The 22,728-nt window shown below is 63.8% G+C and carries 26 protein-coding genes; 14 read left to right on the top strand and 12 right to left on the bottom strand.

Annotated features, from left to right (window positions below):
• Positions 1 to 14: 14 nt before the first annotated feature.
• From PSOLE_RS15340 to PSOLE_RS15305, 8 genes are all read right to left on the bottom strand, one after another.
• Positions 15 to 488: an Rsd/AlgQ family anti-sigma factor gene (locus PSOLE_RS15340; protein ID WP_003458587.1), complete on the bottom strand. Its 474-nt coding sequence runs from the start codon at positions 486 to 488 to the stop codon at positions 15 to 17.
• A gap of 236 nt (positions 489 to 724) precedes the next feature.
• Positions 725 to 1,216, bottom strand: a complete 492-nt coding sequence (locus PSOLE_RS15335) for a disulfide bond formation protein B (RefSeq protein ID WP_003458584.1) — start codon at positions 1,214 to 1,216, stop codon at positions 725 to 727.
• 151 nt (positions 1,217 to 1,367) lie between these two features.
• A complete protein-coding gene (locus tag PSOLE_RS15330) occupies positions 1,368 to 2,615 on the bottom strand; it encodes a heme biosynthesis HemY N-terminal domain-containing protein (RefSeq protein WP_074857564.1) in 1,248 nt (415 codons plus the stop codon).
• Positions 2,612 to 3,745, bottom strand: coding sequence for a uroporphyrinogen-III C-methyltransferase (locus tag PSOLE_RS15325; RefSeq protein ID WP_074857566.1), 1,134 nt, complete (start codon positions 3,743 to 3,745; stop codon positions 2,612 to 2,614). Before PSOLE_RS15325 ends, PSOLE_RS15330 begins: the two co-directional genes overlap by 4 nt.
• Positions 3,746 to 3,757: 12 nt before the next feature.
• Positions 3,758 to 4,525, bottom strand: a complete 768-nt coding sequence (locus tag PSOLE_RS15320; RefSeq protein ID WP_074857569.1) for a uroporphyrinogen-III synthase — start codon at positions 4,523 to 4,525, stop codon at positions 3,758 to 3,760.
• Positions 4,522 to 5,460 (bottom strand): hydroxymethylbilane synthase, encoded by a 939-nt coding sequence (gene hemC / locus PSOLE_RS15315; protein WP_021487653.1) that lies wholly within the window; start codon positions 5,458 to 5,460, stop codon positions 4,522 to 4,524. The genes PSOLE_RS15320 and hemC overlap by 4 nt, the downstream gene beginning before the upstream one ends.
• Before the next feature lie 93 nt (positions 5,461 to 5,553).
• Positions 5,554 to 6,300: a LytR/AlgR family response regulator transcription factor gene (locus tag PSOLE_RS15310; RefSeq protein ID WP_074857572.1), complete on the bottom strand. Its 747-nt coding sequence runs from the start codon at positions 6,298 to 6,300 to the stop codon at positions 5,554 to 5,556.
• Positions 6,297 to 7,379, bottom strand: a complete 1,083-nt coding sequence (locus PSOLE_RS15305) for a sensor histidine kinase (RefSeq protein ID WP_074857575.1) — start codon at positions 7,377 to 7,379, stop codon at positions 6,297 to 6,299. Before PSOLE_RS15305 ends, PSOLE_RS15310 begins: the two co-directional genes overlap by 4 nt.
• Positions 7,380 to 7,622: 243 nt before the next feature.
• On the opposite strand from PSOLE_RS15305, the gene argH reads away from it, so the two are divergent.
• From argH to PSOLE_RS15265, 8 genes are all read left to right on the top strand, one after another.
• Entirely contained in the window at positions 7,623 to 9,017 is a 1,395-nt protein-coding gene (gene argH, locus PSOLE_RS15300) for an argininosuccinate lyase (RefSeq protein WP_074857578.1), read from the top strand.
• A gap of 62 nt (positions 9,018 to 9,079) precedes the next feature.
• Positions 9,080 to 9,541, top strand: a complete 462-nt coding sequence (locus tag PSOLE_RS15295; protein WP_074857580.1) for a sn-glycerol-3-phosphate transporter — start codon at positions 9,080 to 9,082, stop codon at positions 9,539 to 9,541.
• A gap of 192 nt (positions 9,542 to 9,733) precedes the next feature.
• Complete coding sequence (locus PSOLE_RS15290) at positions 9,734 to 10,213, top strand: GNAT family N-acetyltransferase (RefSeq protein WP_021487648.1); 480 nt, start codon at positions 9,734 to 9,736, stop codon at positions 10,211 to 10,213.
• A 71-nt stretch (positions 10,214 to 10,284) separates the two neighbouring features.
• Positions 10,285 to 11,037: an endo alpha-1,4 polygalactosaminidase gene (locus PSOLE_RS15285; RefSeq protein WP_244597238.1), complete on the top strand. Its 753-nt coding sequence runs from the start codon at positions 10,285 to 10,287 to the stop codon at positions 11,035 to 11,037.
• Between the two features lie 26 nt (positions 11,038 to 11,063).
• Positions 11,064 to 11,339, top strand: a complete 276-nt coding sequence (locus tag PSOLE_RS15280) for a hypothetical protein (RefSeq protein WP_021487646.1) — start codon at positions 11,064 to 11,066, stop codon at positions 11,337 to 11,339.
• An 86-nt stretch (positions 11,340 to 11,425) separates the two neighbouring features.
• The gene (locus PSOLE_RS15275) at positions 11,426 to 12,244 is read left to right on the top strand and encodes a substrate-binding periplasmic protein (protein WP_074857587.1); all 819 of its coding nucleotides are present in this window, start codon (positions 11,426 to 11,428) and stop codon (positions 12,242 to 12,244) included.
• Positions 12,241 to 12,495: a TIGR02647 family protein gene (locus PSOLE_RS15270; protein ID WP_021487644.1), complete on the top strand. Its 255-nt coding sequence runs from the start codon at positions 12,241 to 12,243 to the stop codon at positions 12,493 to 12,495. The genes PSOLE_RS15275 and PSOLE_RS15270 overlap by 4 nt, the downstream gene beginning before the upstream one ends.
• A gap of 119 nt (positions 12,496 to 12,614) precedes the next feature.
• Positions 12,615 to 15,473, top strand: a complete 2,859-nt coding sequence (locus PSOLE_RS15265) for a class I adenylate cyclase (protein ID WP_074857590.1) — start codon at positions 12,615 to 12,617, stop codon at positions 15,471 to 15,473.
• 85 nt (positions 15,474 to 15,558) lie between these two features.
• On the opposite strand, the gene rnk is transcribed toward PSOLE_RS15265, so the two are convergent.
• From rnk to PSOLE_RS15245, 4 genes are all read right to left on the bottom strand, one after another.
• Complete coding sequence (rnk, locus tag PSOLE_RS15260) at positions 15,559 to 15,966, bottom strand: nucleoside diphosphate kinase regulator (protein ID WP_074857593.1); 408 nt, start codon at positions 15,964 to 15,966, stop codon at positions 15,559 to 15,561.
• A gap of 119 nt (positions 15,967 to 16,085) precedes the next feature.
• A complete protein-coding gene (locus PSOLE_RS15255; protein WP_074857596.1) occupies positions 16,086 to 16,274 on the bottom strand; it encodes a DUF1289 domain-containing protein in 189 nt (62 codons plus the stop codon).
• Positions 16,264 to 16,596: an iron donor protein CyaY gene (gene cyaY, locus PSOLE_RS15250; RefSeq protein ID WP_003458550.1), complete on the bottom strand. Its 333-nt coding sequence runs from the start codon at positions 16,594 to 16,596 to the stop codon at positions 16,264 to 16,266. The genes PSOLE_RS15255 and cyaY overlap by 11 nt, the downstream gene beginning before the upstream one ends.
• Positions 16,597 to 16,664: 68 nt before the next feature.
• Positions 16,665 to 17,702, bottom strand: a complete 1,038-nt coding sequence (locus PSOLE_RS15245; RefSeq protein WP_074857598.1) for an AraC family transcriptional regulator — start codon at positions 17,700 to 17,702, stop codon at positions 16,665 to 16,667.
• Between the two features lie 181 nt (positions 17,703 to 17,883).
• Here PSOLE_RS15245 and lptM point away from each other — a divergent pair, with 181 nt between their 5' ends.
• From lptM to PSOLE_RS15215, 6 genes are read left to right on the top strand one after another with little or no spacing between them, the layout of a single operon-like run.
• Complete coding sequence (gene lptM, locus PSOLE_RS15240) at positions 17,884 to 18,009, top strand: LPS translocon maturation chaperone LptM (protein ID WP_017361215.1); 126 nt, start codon at positions 17,884 to 17,886, stop codon at positions 18,007 to 18,009.
• 13 nt (positions 18,010 to 18,022) lie between these two features.
• The gene (lysA, locus tag PSOLE_RS15235; protein ID WP_074857601.1) at positions 18,023 to 19,270 is read left to right on the top strand and encodes a diaminopimelate decarboxylase; all 1,248 of its coding nucleotides are present in this window, start codon (positions 18,023 to 18,025) and stop codon (positions 19,268 to 19,270) included.
• Between the two features lie 10 nt (positions 19,271 to 19,280).
• Positions 19,281 to 20,111: a diaminopimelate epimerase gene (dapF, locus tag PSOLE_RS15230; protein WP_074857604.1), complete on the top strand. Its 831-nt coding sequence runs from the start codon at positions 19,281 to 19,283 to the stop codon at positions 20,109 to 20,111.
• Positions 20,108 to 20,806 carry a DUF484 family protein gene (locus PSOLE_RS15225; RefSeq protein WP_074857608.1) on the top strand — a complete coding sequence of 233 codons (699 nt, stop codon included), beginning with the start codon at positions 20,108 to 20,110 and terminating at the stop codon, positions 20,804 to 20,806. Before dapF ends, PSOLE_RS15225 begins: the two co-directional genes overlap by 4 nt.
• Positions 20,807 to 20,863: 57 nt before the next feature.
• Positions 20,864 to 21,766, top strand: a complete 903-nt coding sequence (xerC, locus tag PSOLE_RS15220; protein WP_074857609.1) for a tyrosine recombinase XerC — start codon at positions 20,864 to 20,866, stop codon at positions 21,764 to 21,766.
• Complete coding sequence (locus PSOLE_RS15215; protein WP_074857612.1) at positions 21,763 to 22,470, top strand: HAD family hydrolase; 708 nt, start codon at positions 21,763 to 21,765, stop codon at positions 22,468 to 22,470. Before xerC ends, PSOLE_RS15215 begins: the two co-directional genes overlap by 4 nt.
• Positions 22,471 to 22,728: the final 258 nt, after the last annotated feature.

Here is a 22,728-nt window from a genome sequence, read left to right as displayed (position 1 = left end):
TTGCCAGCACGGGCTCAGAGCGCTTCGGCGGCCTGTTCCTGATGAGAGTTGTGCAGTACTTCGATCAGGCAGTCTTCCAGTTCGAAGCGCTCGTGCAGTAACTGCCCCAGATGATTGAGCTCCGCCACCAGTGATGTACTGTCGCGGCAGTCGCCATTGTCGCAGTGGTCGTTGAACGCCAGCGCGACCGCCGTAATGGCTTCGATACGCGGGTAGATCTGCTTGGCCAGTTCCAGACCACGTTGGTCGTTGAAGGCCTTGGCCTCGTTGGTCAGCTGCTCGTAGACCTCGAAGTGACCGGCAGACACGTAGTCCACCAGCAACTCGCAGAAACCCTGCAGAGACTCACAGTTGATGGCTGGCGCCTGCGGCGCCTTGGCCAGGGCCGAGTAGGCCAGCACCAGTTCGCGACGTTCACCCAGCCAACGGTCGATCAGTTGATGAACCCCACCCCAGCGTTCCTGTGCGTTGCGACAACTCTCAAGCATGATGAACCTCGCTTCCCTTATCGATAATGCCTGTTATACGTCCGCTCCCGAGACGTTTTTCTGTCAATCGGTGCTTGACCTTGGGAAGGCAACCGCAAATTGGCATTTTTCCGGCGGTGCGTGCGAGCCAGATTATGCTCGTGGACACCCACCATCAAGGCATCGCCGTGAGAAAGTTTCATACGAGCGTTTAATCTCGAAGCCACGAATGGCGCGGCTTCGTACAATTCGTATTCTCAGTTGCGACGTAGCAACTGGAGCAGGCTGAAGGCGATCATGCCGATGAAGCCGAGCAGGCTCCACTCGGGGATGCTCATGCCGAAGAGCGTCCAGTTAACTTCAGCGCAATCAGCCGTGCCACGGAAGACTTTACTGACGATCTCTTGCAGGGGAAAAGCCTCGATCATGTACTCAAGGCCCGGCAGGCAGGCTTCGAGCTGATCGGCCGGTACGCTCTGCAACCAGATCTGCCGACCGGCAGTGGCAGCGCCAGCAGCGGCGAACAACAGCGCCAGTACGGCGTAGATGCGCCGCCCGAGCGTGCCGGGGCCATGAACGGCAGCGACCAGGCAGACCACGCCGAACAGGATCACGCACATACGCTGCAGCACGCACATCGGGCAGGGCTCCAGCCCCACGACATGCTCCAGGTACAGCGCAGCCATCATCAGCAGTACACAGCCGATGAATGCGAGGAAAAACAGGGGACGCGGATTTGCCAGATGCATGGTGGCTCCGGGTGGGAAAACGTGGGCAGTACGGTAGAGGAAAGCAAGGGCGCCTTTCAAGGCGCCCGGGGCATCATGACAGGCTGTTCATCATGCCCGAACGTCCCTCCGTCCGCACGGTGAACTCGTAGCACCAACCAGGCGCAGCCATTCAGACACCGACGCCCCTGGGTTGCGGCAGAGAAGGCAAGCCCTGGTGCAGCAGGCCGAGGCTCTCCAGCAACAGCTGGTTGCTGCGCTCCAGCTCACCCAGTTGCGCCAGCAGGCGCGCCAGCTCGGCGCAGGTTTCCGGGTGACGCTCAAGCTTGAGGCTGCTTTCGAAGTAATCACGCGCCTTGCCCCACAGTTGATTCTGCAGCGACAGGCGACCCAGCGTCAGCAACAGCGCCGGATCCTGCGGATGCTGTTTCAGCCAGTGTTCGGCTGTTTGCAGCTGACGCGCCGGATCTGCGCCCCGCAGCACGCCATAGAAGCGCGCCAGACGGCTGTCATAGCCGCGCTTGAGCGCGCTGCGCAGCACCTCTTCGGCCTCTTGCTGGGCGCCCAGACGACGCAGTTGCTCGACATAGGTGGCGATCAGCTCAGGCTCCTGACGCAGTGACGCGGACAGCTGCTGCCAGGCTTGCGTCAGCGGCTGAAGTGCAGTTTCGCCATGGCCCTGGCCAGCCAGGCCGGCATCGGCCAGGCGACCACGCCAGGTTTCGCGCTCCAGTTCGTCGAGTTCTGCGGCGGGCAGCGCCTTTTCCTTGCGCAACTCGGGCAGCAAGCCAAGTAGTGCCGACCAGTCCTGGCGCTGCAGATACAGACGCTGCAATTGTCGCAGCACCAGGTGATGGCCTGGGTGGCGCTCACGCATGGCCTGCAGGGTTTCCAGTGCCGCATCGCTGTCGCCGCGGTTACGCTGCAGTTCGGCGTGGGTTAGGGCAATCGCCAGCTCGGCCTGGGGTTGCTTGTTCAGTGCGCGTTCGAGCAATGCGTCGCTCTGCTCGTGATCGCCAAGCTTGCTGGCGGCACGAGCAGCGCCGAGGTAATACATCAATGGTTGACTGTCGGCTTCGGCGGCACGGGTCAGTTGACGCTGGGCACGCGCCCAGCGACCTTCGGCCAGGTCGAGCATGCCCTGCTCGGAAGCCAGGCGCACACGGCGGTTACGATGCAGACGCGACCAGGGGTTGGCCAGCCGTGTCGAGCTGAGCAACAAACGCAGTGTCCACTTGATCAGGTAGTACAGCACCACCACGACCACCAGCAGGCCAAGGAATGCCCACAGGCCGGACTGGTAGCGAAAGCCCTGGTAGGCGAACAGCACATAACCGCGATCAGCCTCGATGGCCAGACTGAGCAGATACAGCCCGGCGGCAATGGCCAGCAATAACAGGAGCCAGATCAGGCGTTTCATTGCGCCTCCTCGGCCGCCGCGGCCCCCTGCCGGCGTTGCGCCTGTTTGCGTTGCAGGTAGGCCTGCAGCGCATCGAGCGAGTCGCTCAGGTCCGGCACCTTGACCTCGATGCTGGCATCAGCCAGCTCGCCGAGGCGCTGGCGCAGCGCGCGACTATCCGGATTATCCAGGTTGAAGTGCGCGTCGAGGATTTCCTCGGCCTGTTTCAGCGACTGCTTGTACACACCGGTCTGACCATGCAGTGCGGCCCACTGCGCCTGTTCCAGAGCCAGCGACAGGCTCAGGCGCACCTGCGACAGGCTTTGCCCGGACAGCAGCGGACGCACGTTGCGATCGGCGTCGAACTCGATACGGAAGTACTCCGACAGCTTCTTCGCCCACTCGCTCCACCAGGCACTGCCGTCGCCTTCGGCTGCCAGGTCGGAGAGCACGTCACCCTGCCCTTCGAAGGTCGGCGCCAGTGGATTGAGGGTAGCGGCCTGCTCACGCAAGGCGCCCAGCTGCAGGAACAGGCCGACGCGGTCCGGGCGTTCGGTGGTGCGCAGGGCTTCGAGACTACGGCTGAGCTGCTCACGGGCGGCGAATGCGGCAGGGTCGTCCTGTTCGCGAAGAATGTCATCGGCAGCCGCCACCAATGCCTCGGCACTGGCGACGTCCTGCAGCGCAGACAATCTCAAGGTGGCCAAGCGCAGCAGGTGTTCGGCCTCGTCCAGGCGCCAATCCTGGCGGCTACCATCGAGCACGCTTTCCAGGCGCTGACTCAGGCGCTGCTGATCGCTCTGCAGATTGGCCAGCAGGCGACGGCGCTCGTCCAGCTCGCTGGCACTGGGTAACTCGGAGAGACGCTTATCCAGTTGCCGGGACAAGTCAGACACTTTCTTCGCACTGTCGTCACGGGTGCGCTGCAGGTCTTCGGCCTGCTGCAGGTCCCTGCTCTGCATTGCATGCAGTTGCCACAGGCTCCAGCCACCAGCACCGGCGCCAGCCAGGCCAATCAGCAGGGCAAATGCGGCAAGGCCGCTACCACCGCCACTGCGTGATGCCTTCACCGGTGGCGGTGCAGGTGTGGGTTTCACGGCTTCGCTGGCCGGTTTTTCTTCTGGCGTGTTCGGGGTGGATGCTTCGCTCACGTATCCGTCCTTTTAGAGGGCGGCAGCCGGAAACTGCTCCAAAGCTGCCTGCAAGGCCGCGGCACTGGCGCCGCGACAGTCCACAACGATCTGGGCACCCGCAGCGCGGGCCTGTTCGGCGACGCGCGGGCTGGGTACGAACAAGGGTAGCCGAGCCAACGCCGGCCAGTCATCGCCGGCTAGCTGCAGCAGATGTTCGAAACCCTGCCCACTGCTGACAACCAGGCCGTTCAGGCGTTCCGCTCGCACCTGTCGGCTCAGTTCGCCCGGCGCATACTGCGGCAGCACGCGGCGATACAGTGGCAGATAGTCGACGCTCACACCTTGGCTGCGCAAGCGCTCGGCGAGGAATTCTCGGCCACCTTCGCCGCGCAGGATCAGCACGCGCGGTGCAGGTGCCGCGATGGCCTGCTGCAGTGCAGGCAGAGCGAGCAACGCTTCGCTGTCATCGCCCAAGTCGGGAAAATGTACGCCCAAGCCTTGCTCGGCGAGTACCGCAGCGGTAGCCGCGCCGACACTGAACCAGGGCAGATCAGGCGTCGGCGCCCCATGCTGCGCCAAGAGCTGCAGGCCAATTCGGGCTGCCGGCTTGCTGACCACGATCACCGCGCAGTAACGCTGCAAATCGGCAAAGGCGCTGCGCTGCTCGGGTGTCTCGTCCAGTGCCTCGATGGCCAGCAGCGGCATGCAGTGGCTGACGACACCCTGCGCAGCCAGGGTCTGCGCCAGCGCCGCACAATCCTCGGCAGGACGCGTCAGCAACAGGCGCCAAGCGCTCAAGGGTGACCGGCCTCACCATAAACGGCCTGGAGAATGGCGTCAGCCCCTTGCGCCAGCAACGCCTCGGCGACACGCACACCCAGAGCCTCGGCATCGCTACTGGCGGCGCGATCTTCGGCGCGCAGCAACAGGCCGCCGTCAGGTTGGCCGACCAGGCCGCGCAGCCACAGCTGGTCATCTTCGAGCAGGGCATAGCAGGCGATAGGGACCTGGCAGCCGCCATTGAGGTGCTTGTTCAGCGCGCGCTCGGCGGTGACTCGTAGCGCGGTGTCACGGTGATGCAGCGGCGCCAGCAAGGCATGCACGTCGCTGTCGGCACTGCGGCACTCGATGCCCACGGCGCCCTGGCCGCCGGCCGGCAGGCTGTCCTCAGCGCTGATCGAGCTGCGGATGCGGTCTTCGAAACCCAGGCGAATCAGGCCAGCGGCGGCAAGGATGATGGCGTCGTATTCGCCGGCATCGAGCTTGGCCAGGCGGGTATTGACGTTGCCGCGCAGGAACTGGATTTTCAGGTCAGGCCGGCGCGCCAACAATTGAGCCTGACGGCGCAGACTGGAAGTACCGACCACGCTGCCAGGCGGCAGCGCATCGAGGCTGGCATAGGTGTTGGAGACGAAGGCGTCGCGCGGGTCTTCACGCTCGCAAATGCAGTACAGGCCCAGCCCTTCGGGAAAGTCCATCGGCACGTCCTTCATCGAGTGCACGGCAATGTCGGCCTCGTTTTCCAGCAGTGCGGTTTCCAGCTCCTTGACGAACAGGCCCTTGCCGCCGATCTTCGCCAGCGGCGCGTCGAGCAGCTTGTCGCCGCGACTGACCATGGGCACCAGACTGACCTTCAGACCGGGATGGGCCTGTTCCAGGCGGGCTTTGACATGTTCGGCCTGCCACAGGGCCAGGGCGCTCTTACGGGTGGCGATGCGAATTTCGCGGGACATGAGGCAATTCCAGAAAACCGATTGCCGCGAATCATAACAGGCTCGCCCGACGCCGGCGGAAGGAGGCGGCCATAGGCCGCAGCCGGCGCCCCCTTATAGAGACTGCATCAGTTTGCGTACACCGGCCACATGACGGCGGCTGACCACCAGCGAGTCGCCGTCCAGACCTTTGAGGAACAGTTGAAAGTGGCCGAGCGGGGTGCGCTGCAGGCGCTCGATGCGCTCGCGCGCCACCAGCGCATTGCGGTGGATGCGTACGAAGCAATCACCGAACTCGTCTTCCAGCGCCTTCAACGGCTCATCCAGCAGGACTTCACCACCCTCGTGACGCAGGGTGACGTATTTGTGGTCGGCGATGAAGTAGACCACGTGATCCAGCGGAATCAGCTCGATGCCCTTGCGGGTACGCGCACTGATATGGGTACGCGGGCCACCGCCAGTCTCCGCTGCCGGACGAGTCAGGGCGGCCAACTGCACACGATTGGGCCGCTCGGCCTTTTTCAGCGCTTCGCTCAGGCTCTCAGGCCGCACCGGTTTGACCAGATAGCCCACTGCACTGACCTGGAAGGCTTCCAGAGCGAACTCATCATGCGCCGTGCAAAAGATCACCGCTGGCGGCGCTTCGCGCTCGCACAATTTGGCAGCCACCTGCAGGCCGTCGAGGCCGGGCATGCGGATATCCAGCAGGACCACATCCGGCTTGAGGCTATCAATCAGGGTCAGGGCTTCCTCGCCGTTGCTGGCGGCGGGCTCCAGGACCCGGTACCCCTCGAGCTCACCGACCATGCGGCTCAGGCGCTCGCGGGCAAGGGGTTCGTCATCGACGATCAGGACATTCATATTGCTCTGGCTTCCTGCGTGAGTCTCGCACAAGGATAGCGTAGACAGCTGTAGTGACGGCCGTCACGGCGCTCCACGCTGAGACTCGCCCTCGGCCCAAAAAGTGCCGCCAGGCGCGCATCGATATCACTCAGCGCTTGCTGCGTTCCCCGCGACGGGTGCTGCTCGCCCCGCTCTTCATACGGATTGCTGACACACAAGCTGAACACACCATCCTGGTAATCCGCCTCGACCCGCACCAGGCCGCCTTCGATACGCGGCGCGATGCCATAGATCAGCGCATTCTCCAACAGAGGTTGCAGAGTCAGCTGGGGAATCGGCAGATCCTCCGGCACACCTTCGACCTCCCACTGCAACTGTAGTCGCTCGCCGAGCCGATAGTGCTCGATCGATAAATATCGTTTCGCCAGTTCCAGTTCCTCCTTCCACGGCACCAGCGTGCCAGGTTTGGCCAGGCTGGCGCGAAACAGATCGGACAGATCCAGCACCGCCTGCTCGGCCTTGTACGGATCGAGCGTGACCAGGCTGGCGATGCTGTTGAGGCTGTTGAACAGAAAGTGCGGGCGAATCCGCGCCTGCAACGATTCGATCCGCGCGCGCAGCTCGGCCTGTTCCTGCCGACGCCATTGGCTCTGCAGATAGAAATAGCGTAGCAGCAGTGCGGACATGATCAGGCTGATCAACGCATGACGCAGATAAAGATTCACTTCACCACTGCGCGGCAGCGGCCCGCCCAGTTCGTAATAGTCGGCCACGGCCGTACAACCCAGGGTCAGCAGCACCACCAGCGCGCAGCACAGCACCCCAGCCAATGCGGGGCGCAGACGCGCCAGCAGCGGCCGCAAGCGGCAGAGCACAGCAGCCGACAGCAGCACGATCCACTGCACGAACAGTGAAGTCAGGGCCAGGCGTACCCAGTCGAACCCCGGCGTCATCGGTTCGGCGAGCACCAATACCAATACCAGCAACTCGGCCAACAGCACCATGCTCAGCAGCGCTTCGGGCTGACACAGTTCCGGGACGAAGAAGTCGTCGATAGCGGCGTTGTATTTGTTCTTGGTAGAGGATTGTCTGTGCATCGACGCAGTTTCCTTGTCGCCCTGCGAGCCGGCAAGCCAGACGGCTCCAGCCGGACAAAATAAAGCACCGAAATGCTGCCTTCAGGGCAAAATTGTGAAGCAGCCGACAACGCCATCGAACGCCCAACGGCGAACGCGCCCCGGCGAAACGCCTGCCGACCCTGTTATTATCGACGCACTTTGTCCGCCATGCCGGCCGCCGACGCGGCCGCCCGATCCAGAGCCCGAACCAGAGCAAGTGCCATGAGCAGCGAAAAAACCAACCAATCCTGGGGCGGCCGCTTCAGCGAACCTGTCGACGCCTTCGTCGCCCGCTTCACCGCCTCGGTCGAATTCGACAAGCGCCTGTATCGCCACGACATCATGGGCTCCATCGCCCACGCCAGCATGCTGGCCAAGGTCGGCGTCCTCACCGATGCCGAGCGTGACGCCATCATTGATGGGCTCAAGCAGATCCAGGGCGAGATCGAAGCCGGCCAGTTCGACTGGCGCGTCGATCTGGAAGACGTGCACATGAACATCGAAGCGCGTCTGACCGACCGCATCGGTGTTACTGGCAAGAAGCTGCACACCGGTCGTTCGCGCAACGATCAAGTGGCCACCGATATCCGCCTGTGGCTGCGCGACGAAATCGACATCATCCTCGCCGAGATCACTCGCCTGCAGCAGGGCCTGCTGGGATTGGCCGAAGCCGAAGCGGACACCATCATGCCGGGGTTCACCCACCTGCAGACCGCCCAGCCGGTGACCTTCGGTCATCATCTGCTGGCCTGGTTCGAGATGCTGTCGCGCGATTACGAACGTCTGGTCGACTGCCGCAAGCGCACCAATCGCATGCCGCTGGGCTCGGCGGCGCTGGCCGGCACCACCTATCCGATCCAGCGTGAAATCACTGCACAATTGCTGGGTTTCGACGCCGTTGGCGGCAACTCGCTGGACGGTGTATCGGACCGCGACTTCGCCATCGAATTCTGCGCTGCCGCCTCGCTGGCGATGATGCACCTGTCGCGCTTCTCCGAAGAGCTGGTGCTGTGGACATCCGCCCAGTTCCAGTTCATCGACCTGCCGGATCGCTTCTGCACTGGCTCCTCGATCATGCCGCAGAAGAAAAACCCGGACGTGCCAGAGCTGGTGCGCGGCAAGACCGGCCGCGTGTTCGGCGCCCTGACCGGCCTGTTGACCCTGATGAAAGGCCAGCCGCTGGCCTACAACAAGGACAACCAGGAAGACAAGGAACCGCTGTTCGACGCCGCCGACACCCTGCGCGACAGCCTGCGCGCCTTTGCCGACATGGTGCCGGCGATCAAACCCAAGCGCGAGATCATGCGCGAGGCGGCGCTGCGCGGCTTCTCCACCGCCACCGACCTGGCCGATTACCTGGTACGCAAGGGCCTGCCCTTCCGCGACTGCCACGAGATCGTCGGCCATGCGGTGAAGTACGGCGTGCAGACCGGCAAGGACCTGGCCGAGATGAGCCTGGACGAGCTGCGCCAGTTCAGCGATCAGATCGATGATGACGTGTTCGCCGTGCTGACCCTGGAAGGCTCGGTGAACGCCCGCAACCATATCGGTGGCACGGCGCCGAACCAGGTGCGTGCCGCCGTGGTGCGTGGCCGCGAACTTCTCGCAACTCGCTGAGGTCGCAAAGGGGCGGCGCCCGCCGCCCCTGCCAAGACAGGCCATTCGACCAGGAGGTCGCCATGCGTTACACACTCCCAACGACCCTGCTACTGAGCCTGCTGACAACATCAGCAGTCGCGACCGAACACGACTACTGGCAAGTACAGACGAGCGTCTACACGCGACACTACAACCCCGAGCCCGATCACAACAATCACCAGCGCCTGATTGGCCTGGAACGTGGTTATGCGTCCGGCAACCTCTGGGGTGGCGCGGTCTTTCGCAACTCGTTCGACCAGAGTTCGCAGTACGCCTATGTAGGCCGACGCTTCGACAGTGACCGCCACCCGTTCTACGCCAAGCTGACCGGCGGCCTGTTACATGGTTATCGCGGTGAGTATCGCGACAAGATCCCCCTCAATCATCTGGGTGTAGCACCCGCGATCATTCCTTCGTTGGGCGTGCAGAGCCATGGCATGGCAGCGGAGCTGGTACTGCTGGGCAACGCCGCGCTGATGGTCAACCTCGGCCTGCGCCTTTGACCGCGCCATAACGACTGATACCGCACCGCTGAGCGCTAGCAGGCCGTTGAAAAACGTAGGCGAGGCAGCCAGTGCAAGGCAAAAACAGGCGAAAAAGCGCAGTTTACGAGTTGTAAATGAGCATTTTGAGCCTGTTTTTAACGCAGCAATGGCAACGTAGGTAGTTTTTCAACAGCCTGCTAGGAGAAATCAATGCCTTTGCACATCCGCCCTGCCACCCCTGACGACGCCGAGCTGATCCTGCGTTTCATCACCGACCTGGCCATCTACGAAAAGGCCGAGCATGAGGTGAAGACCGACGCGGCCGGTATCCGCGATAGCCTGTTCGCCGAAGCCAGCACTGCCCACGGTCTGATCTGCGAGAACGACGGCCAGCCCATCGGCTATGCGGTGTACTTCTTCAACTACTCCACCTGGCTGGGCAAGCACGGCCTGTACCTCGAAGACCTCTACGTCAGCCCCGAGGCTCGCGGACTGGGCGCCGGCAAGGCGCTGCTGCGCCATCTGGCACAACTGGCCGTGGCGAGGGGCTGCGGTCGCTTCGAGTGGTCGGTGCTGGACTGGAACACCCCGGCGATCGACTTCTACGAATCCTTCGGCGCCCGTCCGCAGAGCGAATGGACGACCTATCGCCTCACCGGCCAGGCCTTGCTGGACTTCGCCGCAGGCTGAGCAAGCCAGCGTCTGGCCAGGGCAACACCTCTGGCCTAAGGTAATTACACCTCCACCTGCTCCAGACCATCATGCGCACACTCCTTGCACTGCTCAGCGTTATCGCCCCGGCACTGACAGCGGCGACACCGGTCACCATTCCCGTCAATGCATCCTGGCATATGCAGCTCGATGGCAAACTGCAAACACCCAATCGCCTGGTCTATGACATCGACCTGTACGACACGCCCAAGCAAACCATCACCAATCTCAAGGCGGGTGGCCGTATCGTCATCTGCTATTTCAGCGCGGGCACCTGGGAAGACTGGCGCAGCGACGCTCAGGCCTACCCCACGGCAGCGCAGGGCAAAGCATTGCCTGATTGGCCTGGCGAGCGTTGGCTCGACTATCGCCGTGACGATGTACGCCAACTGCTCGCCAAACGCCTGGACCTGGCCGTCGACAAGGGCTGCGACGCTGTCGATCCGGACAACGTGGACGGCTACAGCAATGACAATGGCCTGAGCCTGACGGAAGCCGAGCAAATAGACTTCAACCGCTGGCTGGCCAGCGAGGCGCACAGCCGCGACCTGAGCATCGGCCTGAAGAATGCCGTAGAACTGCTGCCTGAGCTTGGCGACTACTTCGACTTTGCCATCAACGAGAGCTGCTATCGCTACAACGAATGCGACGGTTACAGTCACATGCGCAGCCAGGGCAAACCGATCTTCATCGCCGAATACCGCACCCTCAATACGAGTCTTTGCAGTCGAGCCGCGAACTCCGGCTTTCGTCTGCAATTCTTCAAAGTCAGCCTGAAGGGCGTCGGCGTCCCCTGCGACTGAGCCAGAGCCATAGCACGAGAGGAACCATGAGCCAAAACAACGAGCAAGAAGACGAAGACTTCGCCGAAGCCACCCTGATTCAGGCCATCGAAAACCAACTGGAAAGCGGTGAGCCCGCTGCAGCCAAGGCGGTTTACAACAAGCTGACGCTGGTCGGTTACGAGCGCGAGGAGATCCTCGAGCTGATGGCGCTGGTTCTGGCCCATGAAGTCGACGCCATGCTGCGCGAGGATCGCCCCTTCGATGGCACTTGGTATGAGCAGGCCCTGCGCGCCCTGCCGGAGCTGCCGGAAGAAAACTGAGCAAGGATTGATCCAGGCCACTGGCCGGACTGGCAAGCAGATTGCTACTGTCACTGCCAAACCCGACCAGGAAGGCACCGTCTTCGATGGCCTGTCAGTCGACTCGAACTCTCGCTCTGCTTGTCTTCACGCTCTGCTTGAGCGGAGCGTGGACTGCTCGAGCCGAAACGCCGCGTATTGGTGCTGAGGATGACTGGCACCCTTACACCGCTCTGCGCAATGACAGGATCGAGGGCATGTCGGCAGACATAGTCCGCGCCGCTTTCAGTGCCAGCGACACGTCCGTCGAACTGGCGCCCTACCCCTATTCGCGCTGCATGGAGCTGGCGCGCTCAGGCAGCCTGGCAGGCTGCTTCAACACCACACCTGACGCGCACATCCGCGCGGAGTTCCTGTTACCGCAGGAGGTGCTGTTCAGCGACGATATTTTGCTCTGGGGCCATGCAGGGGACGCGGCAATAGATGACCTGGACGCCATCCGTGGCAAACGCGTGGCAGTCACCATCGGCTATACCTACGGCGAGTACTTCGACAGCTATGCAGATATCCAGCGCATTGCGGTACGGCGCGATATCAATGGCTTTCGCATGCTGCAGCGCGGGCGCGTGGACTACGTCATCGCCTTTCGCGGCACCACCGACGCACTGCTGCGCGACAACCCCGAACTGGTCGGCCAATTCAAGGCGCTGACCAGGGTGCATCGCCCGCGACTCTACTTGACCTTCTCCCGCCGCCACCCGCGGGCTGCTGCCTTGCTGCGCGACTTCGACGCAGGCATGCGACAGATCAGGCAGGATGGTACCTATCAACGAATTCTCGCCAACTGGCAGCTCAGCGATGGGCAGAGCTCGGCACATGGCTCTACACTGCAAGAGCGCCATAACAACAAGACGGAGTCACCATGAAGTCATTCACCGCTGACCTGATCGACGAGCTGGAAATCCTCGCCCTGTACAACCTGGACAATCATCAGGAGGGGCTAAAGGTGCACAACAACGCCTCATTCAAGGCGCAAGGCGCCATCACCCGTCTTCACGAAAAAGGCCTGGTGAGCCAAGCCGACGGCGGCTATCTGACCAGCCTGGGCATCGATGCCGCCGAGCATGCACAAGCCCTGTTGACCATTCTCTCGACCCGTCAGACCACCTCCGCTTAATCTCGGTTGCCCGCCGGCCGCCCTTAAGGGAAAGGCGCGGCGGGCGATATAGCGTCAAAGGCACTGCACTGGCGAGCCTGCCGCTGATAGGCTTGCCGCATCTGCAGTAGAGTTCGAGCATGACGCGCACGCAGGAAATACGCCCCGATATCGATGACGGCATCGACCGCAAGGTGCTGGCACAGCTGCGTGCGCGCTTTCTGCGGATCAACCAGGGTCGCCTGCAGCGCGCCATGGAGGCGTTGTCGACGCGCCAGCAACTGGTGCTCAAGCTGTTGCCGCTGCTGCTGCACGTCAATCATCCGCTGCTACCCGGCTACGTCTCGGCCAGCACACCGGCGGGCCTCAGTGGCTTCGAACCGGACGACGACAGCCTCGCCGAAGTCCAGCGCCTGACCCGCTCGTTCGTCTACAAGCCACGCCGTGGCCAGGGCGCCGCGCCCCTGCATGGGCTGTTCCTGATGGGCAGCCTGGGCACCGTGGCGCAGGCCGAACAGAGCGATATGGACCTGTGGTTGTGTCACTCGCCCAGCCTCAGCGCGCAGGAACTGCAGGACCTGCGCAAGAAGTGCGACCAACTGGAAAGCTGGGCCGCCACCCAGGGCGCCGAGGTGCACGTCTTTTTGGTCGACCCGCAGCGCTTCACCCAGGGCGCGCGCGAGGCGCAACTGACCTCCGACGATTGCGGCACCACCCAGCACTATCTGCTGCTCGACGAGTTCTACCGCACCGCCATCTGGCTCGGCGGGCGCACGCCGATCTGGTGGCTGGTGCCGGTCTACGAGGAAAACCGCTACCACGACTACTGCCGCATCCTGCTGAGCAAGCGCTTCGTGCGCGCCGAAGATGTTCTCGACCTTGGTCATCTGGCACGCATTCCACCGGAAGAGTTCATCGGCGCAGGTATGTGGCAGCTGTACAAGGGCATCGAGTCGCCCTACAAGTCGGTGCTCAAGCTGTTGCTCACCGAGGTCTACGCCAGCGAGCATCCCAAGGTCGAATGCCTGGCACTGCGCTTCAAGCGGGCAGTGTTCGAAGGCCGCCTGGACCTCGACGAGCTCGATCCCTATATCGTCGTCTACCGTCGCCTGGAGGAATATCTGAGCGCGCGTGGCGATCAGGAAAGGCTGGAGCTGATTCGCCGCTGCCTGTACCTGAAGGTCAACAAGAAGGTCAGTCGCCCGCCAACACGCGGCCGCGCCAAAAGCTGGCAGCGCCTGCTGCTGGAGCGCCTGACTGCGGAATGGGGCTGGCAGGGCCGCCAGCTATCCGTGCTCGACAGTCGCAGCCAGTGGAAGGTGCGCCAGGTAGCGGCCGAGCGCCGCGTACTGGTCAACGAGCTAACGTACAGCTACCGCTTTCTCTCGCAATTCGCCCGCAGCGCCGAGGCTGGCAGCTCGCTCAACAACCGCGACCTCAACGTGCTGGGCAGGCGCCTGTATGCAGCCTTCGAGCGCAAGGCCGGCAAGGTCGAATTCATCAACCCCGGCATCGCCCCGGATCTGGCCGAAGACACCCTGACCCTGGTTCAGTACAGCAGCCCCGAAGCGCCGAACGAACGCCTCTGGGCGCTGTTCAACGGCAGCCTGGGCGCGCAGGAATGGGCCGACTTCGCGCCGCTGAAGCGCTCGCGCGAACTGATCGAACTGCTCGCCTGGTGCCATCGCAACGGCGTGATCGACAGCAGCACCCGTCTGTCGCTGCACCCCGGCGCCAGCGACCTTACCGAATACGAGCTGTCCAACCTGATCGGCAGCCTGCAACAGAGCTTCCCGCTACCCCTGCAGCCCGTGGAAGAAGCCGCCCTGCTGCGTGCCAGCGTTCCCAGCCAGGTGCTGTTGCTGGTTAATGTCGGCGTCGACCCGCTCAAGCAGCACAGCCAGATGAACGTGCACATGACCACCGACCGCACCGACGCGCTGGGCTATTCCGGGGTACGCGAGAACCTGGTGCTGACCCTCGACCAGGTGGTGCTCAACAGTTGGAGCGAACTTCAGGTCAGCCGTTACGACGGTGCCGACGCCCTGCTCGACTGCCTGCGCGACCTGCTCAACAGCCTGCCGCCCGGCAGCACGCTCCCCAGGGTGCAGGTACGCTGCTACTGCCGCAACCGCGCACAACCCATCGCCGAACGGGTCGAAGAACTGCTGCACGACCTGCTCGACAGCTACGCCGAAGGGTACCCGTCACGCTACCTGGTGCAGGTGCGCCAGCATTATCACGTTCTGCAACTGGCCCCCGGCCAGGTCAGCCACACCGCTCTGGGTGACGTGCCGGCCCTGCTCGACCATCTGGGCGCCGAACAGGAGCACTACAGCCCGCTGCGCCTGGATCGCCATGCACTCGAGGGCGACGACCTGGCGCTGATCCTGCCCATGGGCCGCCCACAGTGCCTGCAGGTGTTCTACCGCGTCCACGAGAGCAGCGGTGAGGCCGAGCTGACCCTGCTCGACGAGCACAACGCCCTGTGGCGCAGACGCCTGCCATTTCGCGACGAGCAAAGCCTGCTGACACCGATCCATCGCTTCCTGCAGTCACTGCTGTATCGGCGCAATGCCATGCTGCCGCTCGAGGGCGCCGACAGCCAGCCGCCGCTGGAAATTCTCTACTACCAACTGCTGCCGGCGACGCCATTACGCGCTCAGCGCCTCGAGCGCAGACCCGCGCCCGAGTCGCAGGTCAGCCACCCGTTCTACGACGTGCAGGCCATCGTCGAGCCGGGCGACGGCCGTCAACGCCATGTCACGCTGTACTGCAACCACCGCGAGTTTTCCGAACTGGAATACGGTCGCGAACTGTACCGCGCCGTGGCGCAGCACATCATCGTTCAGCGTGCCGGTGGCGAACGCTACCCCTGCTACATCACCGACCTCGACCTGTCTGCCGTACTGGCCGGACAGCGGGCGCAGACCGTGCACTACCTGCGCTACAAGAGCGAGCTGGAGAATGCTCTGAATGCGGCACTGCAGCAGGCCTGACACAGCGCTATCGATAATCCGCCGCCGACAGTGAAGCCCTGAGGGTTGCACTCGCCCGGATGTGGGCTTCCTGCTTAAACGCCGGTCAGCGGTCGTACTCGCCCGCTGCTTCCGGCTGGTATTCGACTTCTAGCAATGTCAGCTTGAGCTGCTTGCCACCCGGCGCCGGCCAGTCGATGTGTTGGCCGACGGACAGGCCAAGCAGGGCGCAACCGACTGGCGCGAGGATGCTGACCTTGCCTTCGCCACCGGCATCCTCCGGGTAGACCAGGGTCAGGTGGTAGTCCTTGCCGCTGCTCTCCTCGCGGCAGTGCACGCGCGAGTTCATGGTCACCACACCGGCCGGCACCTCGTCGTGCCCCACCACTTCGGCACGATCCAGCTCGGCCTGTAGCGCTTCTGCGCCAGGGCCAAACTCGTCCAGGCTGTCGAGCAGGCGCTCCAGACGCTGCAGATCGAGGCGAGTAATGGTGATGGTCGGTGAGCTGTTCATGATGCCGGGCGGACTCCTTGCGTAAACCGTAAAAAAGCAAAACCCCGCCCGAAGGCGGGGTTAAGCTGAATGTTCTGTCGAACCCTAACACAGCCGGACAAATAAACAAGACTGCCGGGTCAACGGCCCTGCCGGCGCTCGCGCAAGCGCTGCTCGGCGGCCTGGCAGATCAAGCGTCGCCGCGCGTTGTCGGCCGTGCCCCAGTCGAGAATTTCCTGCAGGGTACGACCGCAACCGAGGCACTGTTCATACTCATCAAGGCAACACTGACGTCGGCACGGCGACGCCACGTTGGACTCAGAGCTCATCGAACTCCAGCTCGGTGCCGCATTGCTCAAGGGTGATGCGCACCAGCATCTCGCCCAACTGCTCGTCGCTGGTGTCACAGATCCAGCGCCCCTCGGCCTCGTCATAGTCGAAATGGAAACCACCGGAGCGCGCCGCCAGCCACAGCTGACGAATCGGCTCCTGACGGCTGAAGATCAGCTGGCTGCCGTTATCGAAGCGCACCGTCAGCACACCGGCGCTGTTTTCCAGATCGACGTCCAGGCCGCTGTCGTCGAAGATGTCCTCCACCGCCTGCTGGGTGGCATCGACCAAGTCGTGAAAGCGGGCTTCGCTCAGGCTCATCGGGGTGTCCTCACTAGATGCAGCGACTGCAGAAAAATTAGGCGAAAACGCAAGACCAGGCTAGCGGCCTAGGCGCAAAGGTGGCGACGGTACTCGCCCGGACTCGTTCCCGTCCAGCGACGAAATGCGCGCGCCAGCGAACCCGGCTCGCTGAAACCGACCAGAAAGGCGATTTCCGCCAGTTCCAGTGTGGGGTCGCGCAGGTAGTGCAGCACCAGTTGCTGACGTGTCTCGTCGACCAATTGGCTGAACGACAGCCCGCCCTCACGCAAGCGCCGCTGCAAGGTCCTTGGGCTTAGCGCCAGAGCAGCGGCGATGGTCTCCAGATCAGGCCCTTGCTCCGGCAACTGGCGCGCCAGCTCCAGACGCGCGCGATCGAGCACGCTGTAGCCCTGATTGAGTCCGGCCAGCAGGCGATCGGCGTAGGCATCGAGCATGCCACGCACCTGAGCATCGGCCTGGTTCAGCGGCGCCGCGAGCAAACGCCTGGGAAAGATCAGGGCATTGTCTGGCTGGTCGAACAGCACCGGGCAACGAAAGATGCGCGCGTGCTCAGACGTATCGGCCGGCGCCGGATGCTGGAAACGTACCTCGGTCGGCGCGATGTCCAGGCCACTTATCCAGCGCCCGAAGCTCACCCAGCCGGCCAGGGTCTCCTCGCTCAGCTGACGCTGCTGCTGCGCCAGCAAGGGCTGCCAGCTATGGGCAACCAACGGTTCGCAACCAGGCCGGGCGGGCTCGTCTTCGAGCACTACCAGGCCCAGGTTGCCAACCAGCGAGGCATAGCGCGCCTGGCGATGCAGCGCGTCGGCCAGGGTTGCGCAGCTCATGATCAGGTAACCGAGCACGCCGTAATAACCCGGGCGTACCGATTCCCCCAGATGCAGGCCCAGATCCGGGTCACCGCTCAGGCGCTCGCCTTCGCCCAGCAGCGTCAGGTAGGCACTGGCTGCGATGCGCTGATCGCGCTGGCTAAGCACTTCAGGGCTGAGCTGGGCATGGGCGAGCAGTACCTCGGGGGCTACCCCCTGGCGCTGCAGGTATTCGACCAGTCCCTGCAGATAGGCCACCGAGACCGAGCCGGCCAGAATCGCGGGATTGTCCATTGAGGCTCCTTGTCACTCGCCGCATGCTAACCCAGGCAGGCGCGAATACCTCAGACGTGCACGCCAGATACGCATACCAATCGAGCCGGCGCCCCGCCAGGCGGGCGCCGGGCGCATAGGCAAGGTGGCAGGGGGTCGGTATACTCCGGCGCAATTCACGCTTATTTTCAAGGACTGTCCCATGAAGCGACTGACCCTCGCGCTCCTCGCCGCCGTATGCCTGCTGGCTGGCTGCGGTCAGAAAGGCCCGCTGTACCTGCCGGGCGACGACAACGCCGGCAACAGCCGAGACCGTTTCGAACTCTGACAGGAGCTGCCCCATGGAAGCCTTCAACTACCGCGACGGTGAGCTGTTCGCGGAAGGCGTCGCCTTGTCCGCGCTGGCCCAGCGCTTCGGCACGCCCACCTACGTCTACTCGCGCGCCCACATCGAGGGGCAGTACCGTGCCTATGCCGATGCTCTGGCCGGCATGCCACACCTGGTCTGCTTCGCGGTCAAGGCCAACTCCAACATCGGCGTATTGAACGTGCTGGCGCGCCTGGGCGCCGGCTTCGACATCGTCTCCAGCGGTGAGCTGGAGCGCGTACTGGCCGCCGGTGGCGAACCGAGCCGCATCGTGTTCTCCGGCGTCGGCAAAAGCCGCGACGACATGCGCCGCGCGCTGGAAGTTGGTGTGCACTGCTTCAACGTCGAATCCAGCGTCGAACTGGAGCGCCTGCAGAAGGTCGCTGCCGAACTGGGCGTCAAGGCGCCCGTCTCGCTGCGAGTCAACCCGGACGTGGACGCCGGCACCCACCCGTACATTTCCACCGGCCTCAAGGAAAACAAGTTCGGCATCGACATCGAGCAGGCTGAGGCGGTCTATGCCCGCGCCGCCGAGCTGCCGAACCTGGACGTGATCGGCGTCGACTGCCATATCGGCTCGCAGCTGACCACCCTCGAGCCCTTCCTCGACGCCCTGGATCGCCTGTTGTTGCTGGTCGACAAACTGGCCGCGCGCGGCATCACCATCAAGCATCTGGATCTCGGTGGTGGCCTTGGCGTGCAGTACCGCGACGAGCAGCCGCCGCTGGCCGGCGACTACATCGCCGCCGTGCGCAAGCGCCTGGCCGGCCGCGACCTGTCGCTGGTGTTCGAGCCCGGCCGCTTCATCGTCGCCAACGCTGGCGTGTTGCTGACCCAGGTGGAATACCTCAAGCACACCGAGCACAAGGACTTCGCCATCGTCGACGCGGCGATGAACGACCTGATCCGCCCGGCCCTATACCAGGCCTGGATGGACGTGTCACCGGTGCAGCCGCGTGAAGGTGAAGCACGCAACTACGACCTGGTCGGACCGATCTGCGAGACCGGCGACTTCCTGGCCAAGGATCGTCAGTTGGTGCTGGCCGAGGGTGACCTGCTGGCCGTGCGCTCGGCAGGCGCCTATGGCTTCGTCATGAGCTCCAACTACAACACCCGCGGCCGCGCCGCCGAAGTGCTGGTGGATGGCGAACAGGCTTATGAAGTGCGTCGCCGCGAGACCGTCCAAGAGCTCTACGCCGGCGAAAGCCTGCTGCCGGCCTGAGGGCGACGTCATGCTATTGCGCTTTACCAAGATGCACGGCCTGGGCAATGACTTCATGGTCCTCGACCTGATCAGTCAGCATGCCCACGTGCAGCCGAAACATGCCAAGCAATGGGGCGACCGCCACACCGGCGTTGGCTTCGACCAGTTGCTGATCGTCGAGCCACCGAGTCACCCGGACGTCGACTTCCGTTACCGCATCTTCAACGCCGACGGCTCGGAAGTTGAGCAGTGCGGCAACGGCGCGCGCTGCTTCGCCCGCTTCGTACTGGACAAGCGCCTGACCACCAAGAAGGTCATTCGCGTCGAGACCAAGAGCGGCATCATCGAGCTGCGCGTGCAGAACGATGGCCAGGTCTGCGTCAACATGGGCGCACCGCGCCTGCAGCCGGAACAGGTGCCGTTCCAGGCCGAGCAGGCCGCGCTGACCTATCGCGTCGACGTCGAGGGCCAGAGCGTCGAGCTGGCCGCGCTGTCGATGGGCAATCCGCATGCGGTGCTGCGCGTCGACAACGTCGATGACGCACCGGTGCATACGCTCGGGCCGAAGCTGGAACACCATCCGCGCTTCCCGCAGCGGGTCAATGTCGGCTTCCTCCAGGTGCTTGACCGCAAGCATGCGCGCCTGCGTGTATGGGAGCGTGGCGCCGGGGAAACCCAGGCCTGTGGCACCGGCGCCTGCGCGGCGGCCGTTGCGGCTATTCGCCAGGGCTGGATGGATTCGCCCGTGCAACTGGAACTGCCAGGCGGCAAACTGTCCATCGAATGGGCAGGCGAGGGTCAGCCGGTTATGATGACCGGGCCCGCTGCCCGCGTATACGAAGGACAGATTCGCCTATGACCGACCAGCAGGATTCGCCCAAACCGCTCGATTCGGAAACGGTCGCGGCCTATCTGCGCCTGCACCCGGAGTTCTTCATCGACCATGAAGAACTGATCCCCGAGCTGCGTATTCCGCACCAGTCCGGCAACGCCGTGTCGCTGGTAGAACGCCAGGTCAAGCTGCTGCGCGAGCGCAACATCGAGATGCGCCACCGCCTTGGCCAATTGATGGACGTGGCGCGCGACAACGACCGCCTGTTCGACAAGACCCGCCGCCTGGTGCTCGACCTGCTCGATGCCGGCAGCCTCGAGGAAGTGGTCGGTGTGGTTGAAGACAGCCTGCGCCATGAATTCCAGGTGCCCTTCGTTGGCCTGATCCTGTTCAGCGACAACAAGCTGCCGGTCGGTCGCTCGGTCAGCTCGGCCGAGGCGCATCAACAGGTCGGCGGCCTGCTCAGCGGCGGCAAGACCATCTGCGGCGTATTGCGCCCGCACGAGCTGGAGTTTCTCTTCGGCAAGGAAGACGCGGCGCAAGTCGGCTCCGCCGCCGTGGTCAGCCTCAACCATCAGGGCCTGCATGGCATTCTCGCCATCGGCAGCGCCGACCCGCAGCACTACAAGAGTTCGCTCGGCACCTTGTTCCTCAGCTATATCGCCGAAGTACTGGCACGTGTCGTGCCCGGTTTCTCCACACCGCTGCGTTCGGTACGCTAGGTCGTGTAGGGTGGATGATGAAGCTCATCCACCTTCGGCCCGCTCGGAACCCCGCACGTGACACTTGAAGCCCACCTCGACGCGTACATCGAACACCTGCGCCGCGAGCGCCAGGTGTCGACGCATACCCTCGACGGCTATCGGCGTGATCTCGGCAAGGTGCGGGCATTCTGCGAAGCCGAAGGCCTGAGCGACTGGGCCGGGCTGGACACACGCAACCTGCGCCGGCTGGTCGCCCGCCTGCATCAGCAGGGCCTGGCAAGCCGCAGCCTGGCGCGCCTGCTCTCGGCCACCCGCGGCCTCTATCAATATCTGTTGCGTGAAGGCCTGTGCCGTCACGATCCGGCGACCGGCCTGAGCCCGCCAAAACGCGAGCGCCGCCTTCCCCGCACCTTGGACGCCGACCGCAGCGCGCAACTGCTCGACGGCGCAGTCGAGGACGACTTCATCGCCCGCCGCGATCAGGCCATGCTCGAGCTGTTCTATTCCTCGGGCCTGCGCCTGTCCGAACTGGTCGGACTCGATCTCGACGGCCTGGACCTGCCCGCCGGTCTGGTACGCGTGCGCGGCAAAGGCAACAAGGTGCGCGAACTGCCGGTCGGCAGCATGGCGCGACAGGCACTGGAACACTGGCTGCCACTGCGCAAGCTGGCCAACCCCAACGATGGTGCCGTGTTCATCAGCCAGCAGGGCCGACGCCTGGGGCCACGCGCTGTGCAACTGCGCGTGCGCCAGGCCGGCGTGCGCGAACTGGGCCAGCACCTGCATCCACACATGCTGCGCCACAGCTTCGCCAGTCATATGCTGGAATCCTCACAGGATCTGCGCGCGGTACAGGAGCTGCTCGGTCATGCCGATATCGCCACCACGCAGATCTACACCCACCTGGACTTCCAACACCTGGCCAGTGTCTACGACCAGACCCATCCACGTGCCAAGCGCAAAGGCGGCTCCGAATGAGCATTAAACTGATCACCTTCGACCTCGACGACACCCTGTGGGACGTCACTCCGGTGATGCAGGATGCCGAAGCCGCCCTGCGCAATTGGCTGGCCCTGCATGCGCCGCGCCTGGGCGCGGTGCCGGTCGAGCATCTGTGGGCGGTCCGCAGCCGTCTGCTCGACGCCGAGCCGATGCTCAAGCATCGCCTCAGCGAGCTGCGCCGGCGCATTCTGTTTCACGCCCTGGAAGACGCCGGCTACCCGCACAGCGAGGCGCAGACGCTGGCCGAAGCAGGATTCCAGGTCTTTCTCAGCGCCCGCCATCAGGTCGAACTGTTCACCGAGGTACATCCGACGCTGGAGGCCTTGGCCGAGCGCTTCATGCTCGGGGTAATCACCAATGGCAATGCCGACGTGCGGCGCCTGGGTCTATCGGACTACTTCCAGTTCGCCCTGTGCGCCGAAGAACTGGGCATCGGCAAACCCGACCCGAAACCTTTCCGTGAAGCACTCAGCCGCGCAGGCGGCGTGGCGGCCGAGCGCGCCGTGCACATCGGCGATCATCCCAGTGACGACATTGCCGGCGCCCAGGCAGCCGGGATGCGTGCGATCTGGTTCAACCCGCAAGGGCGGGCCTGGGAGGGTGAAACCACCCCGGATGCGCAGATCGCCAGCCTGGCCGAGCTACCGGCACTGCTGAGCAGCTGGATGCGTTACTTGTAGGAGCCCGCTTGCGGGCTATCAGGACTTCGGCAAGTGGATCGCCCGCAAGCGGGCTCCTACGAGATGCCGGCGCGGGCATACTGCGCCCCCCTTGATCTGCGCCGCCCTGGATTGCCGCCAGGGCTGGCGTAATCGAGTAGGAGGCGGGGTCGCCCCCGCCGTCCTCTCACACCACCGTACGTACGGTTCCGTATACGGCGGTTCAGGCCATACGGCTAAGCCGAGTGATCGTATCCAGTATTGACACCAGTCCAAGCG

The organism is Pseudomonas oleovorans subsp. oleovorans (assembly GCF_002197815.1).
In the GTDB taxonomy this organism is placed as follows: Bacteria; Pseudomonadota; Gammaproteobacteria; order Pseudomonadales; family Pseudomonadaceae; genus Aquipseudomonas; species Aquipseudomonas oleovorans.
This window is presented reverse-complemented; position numbering and strand designations above follow the sequence as displayed.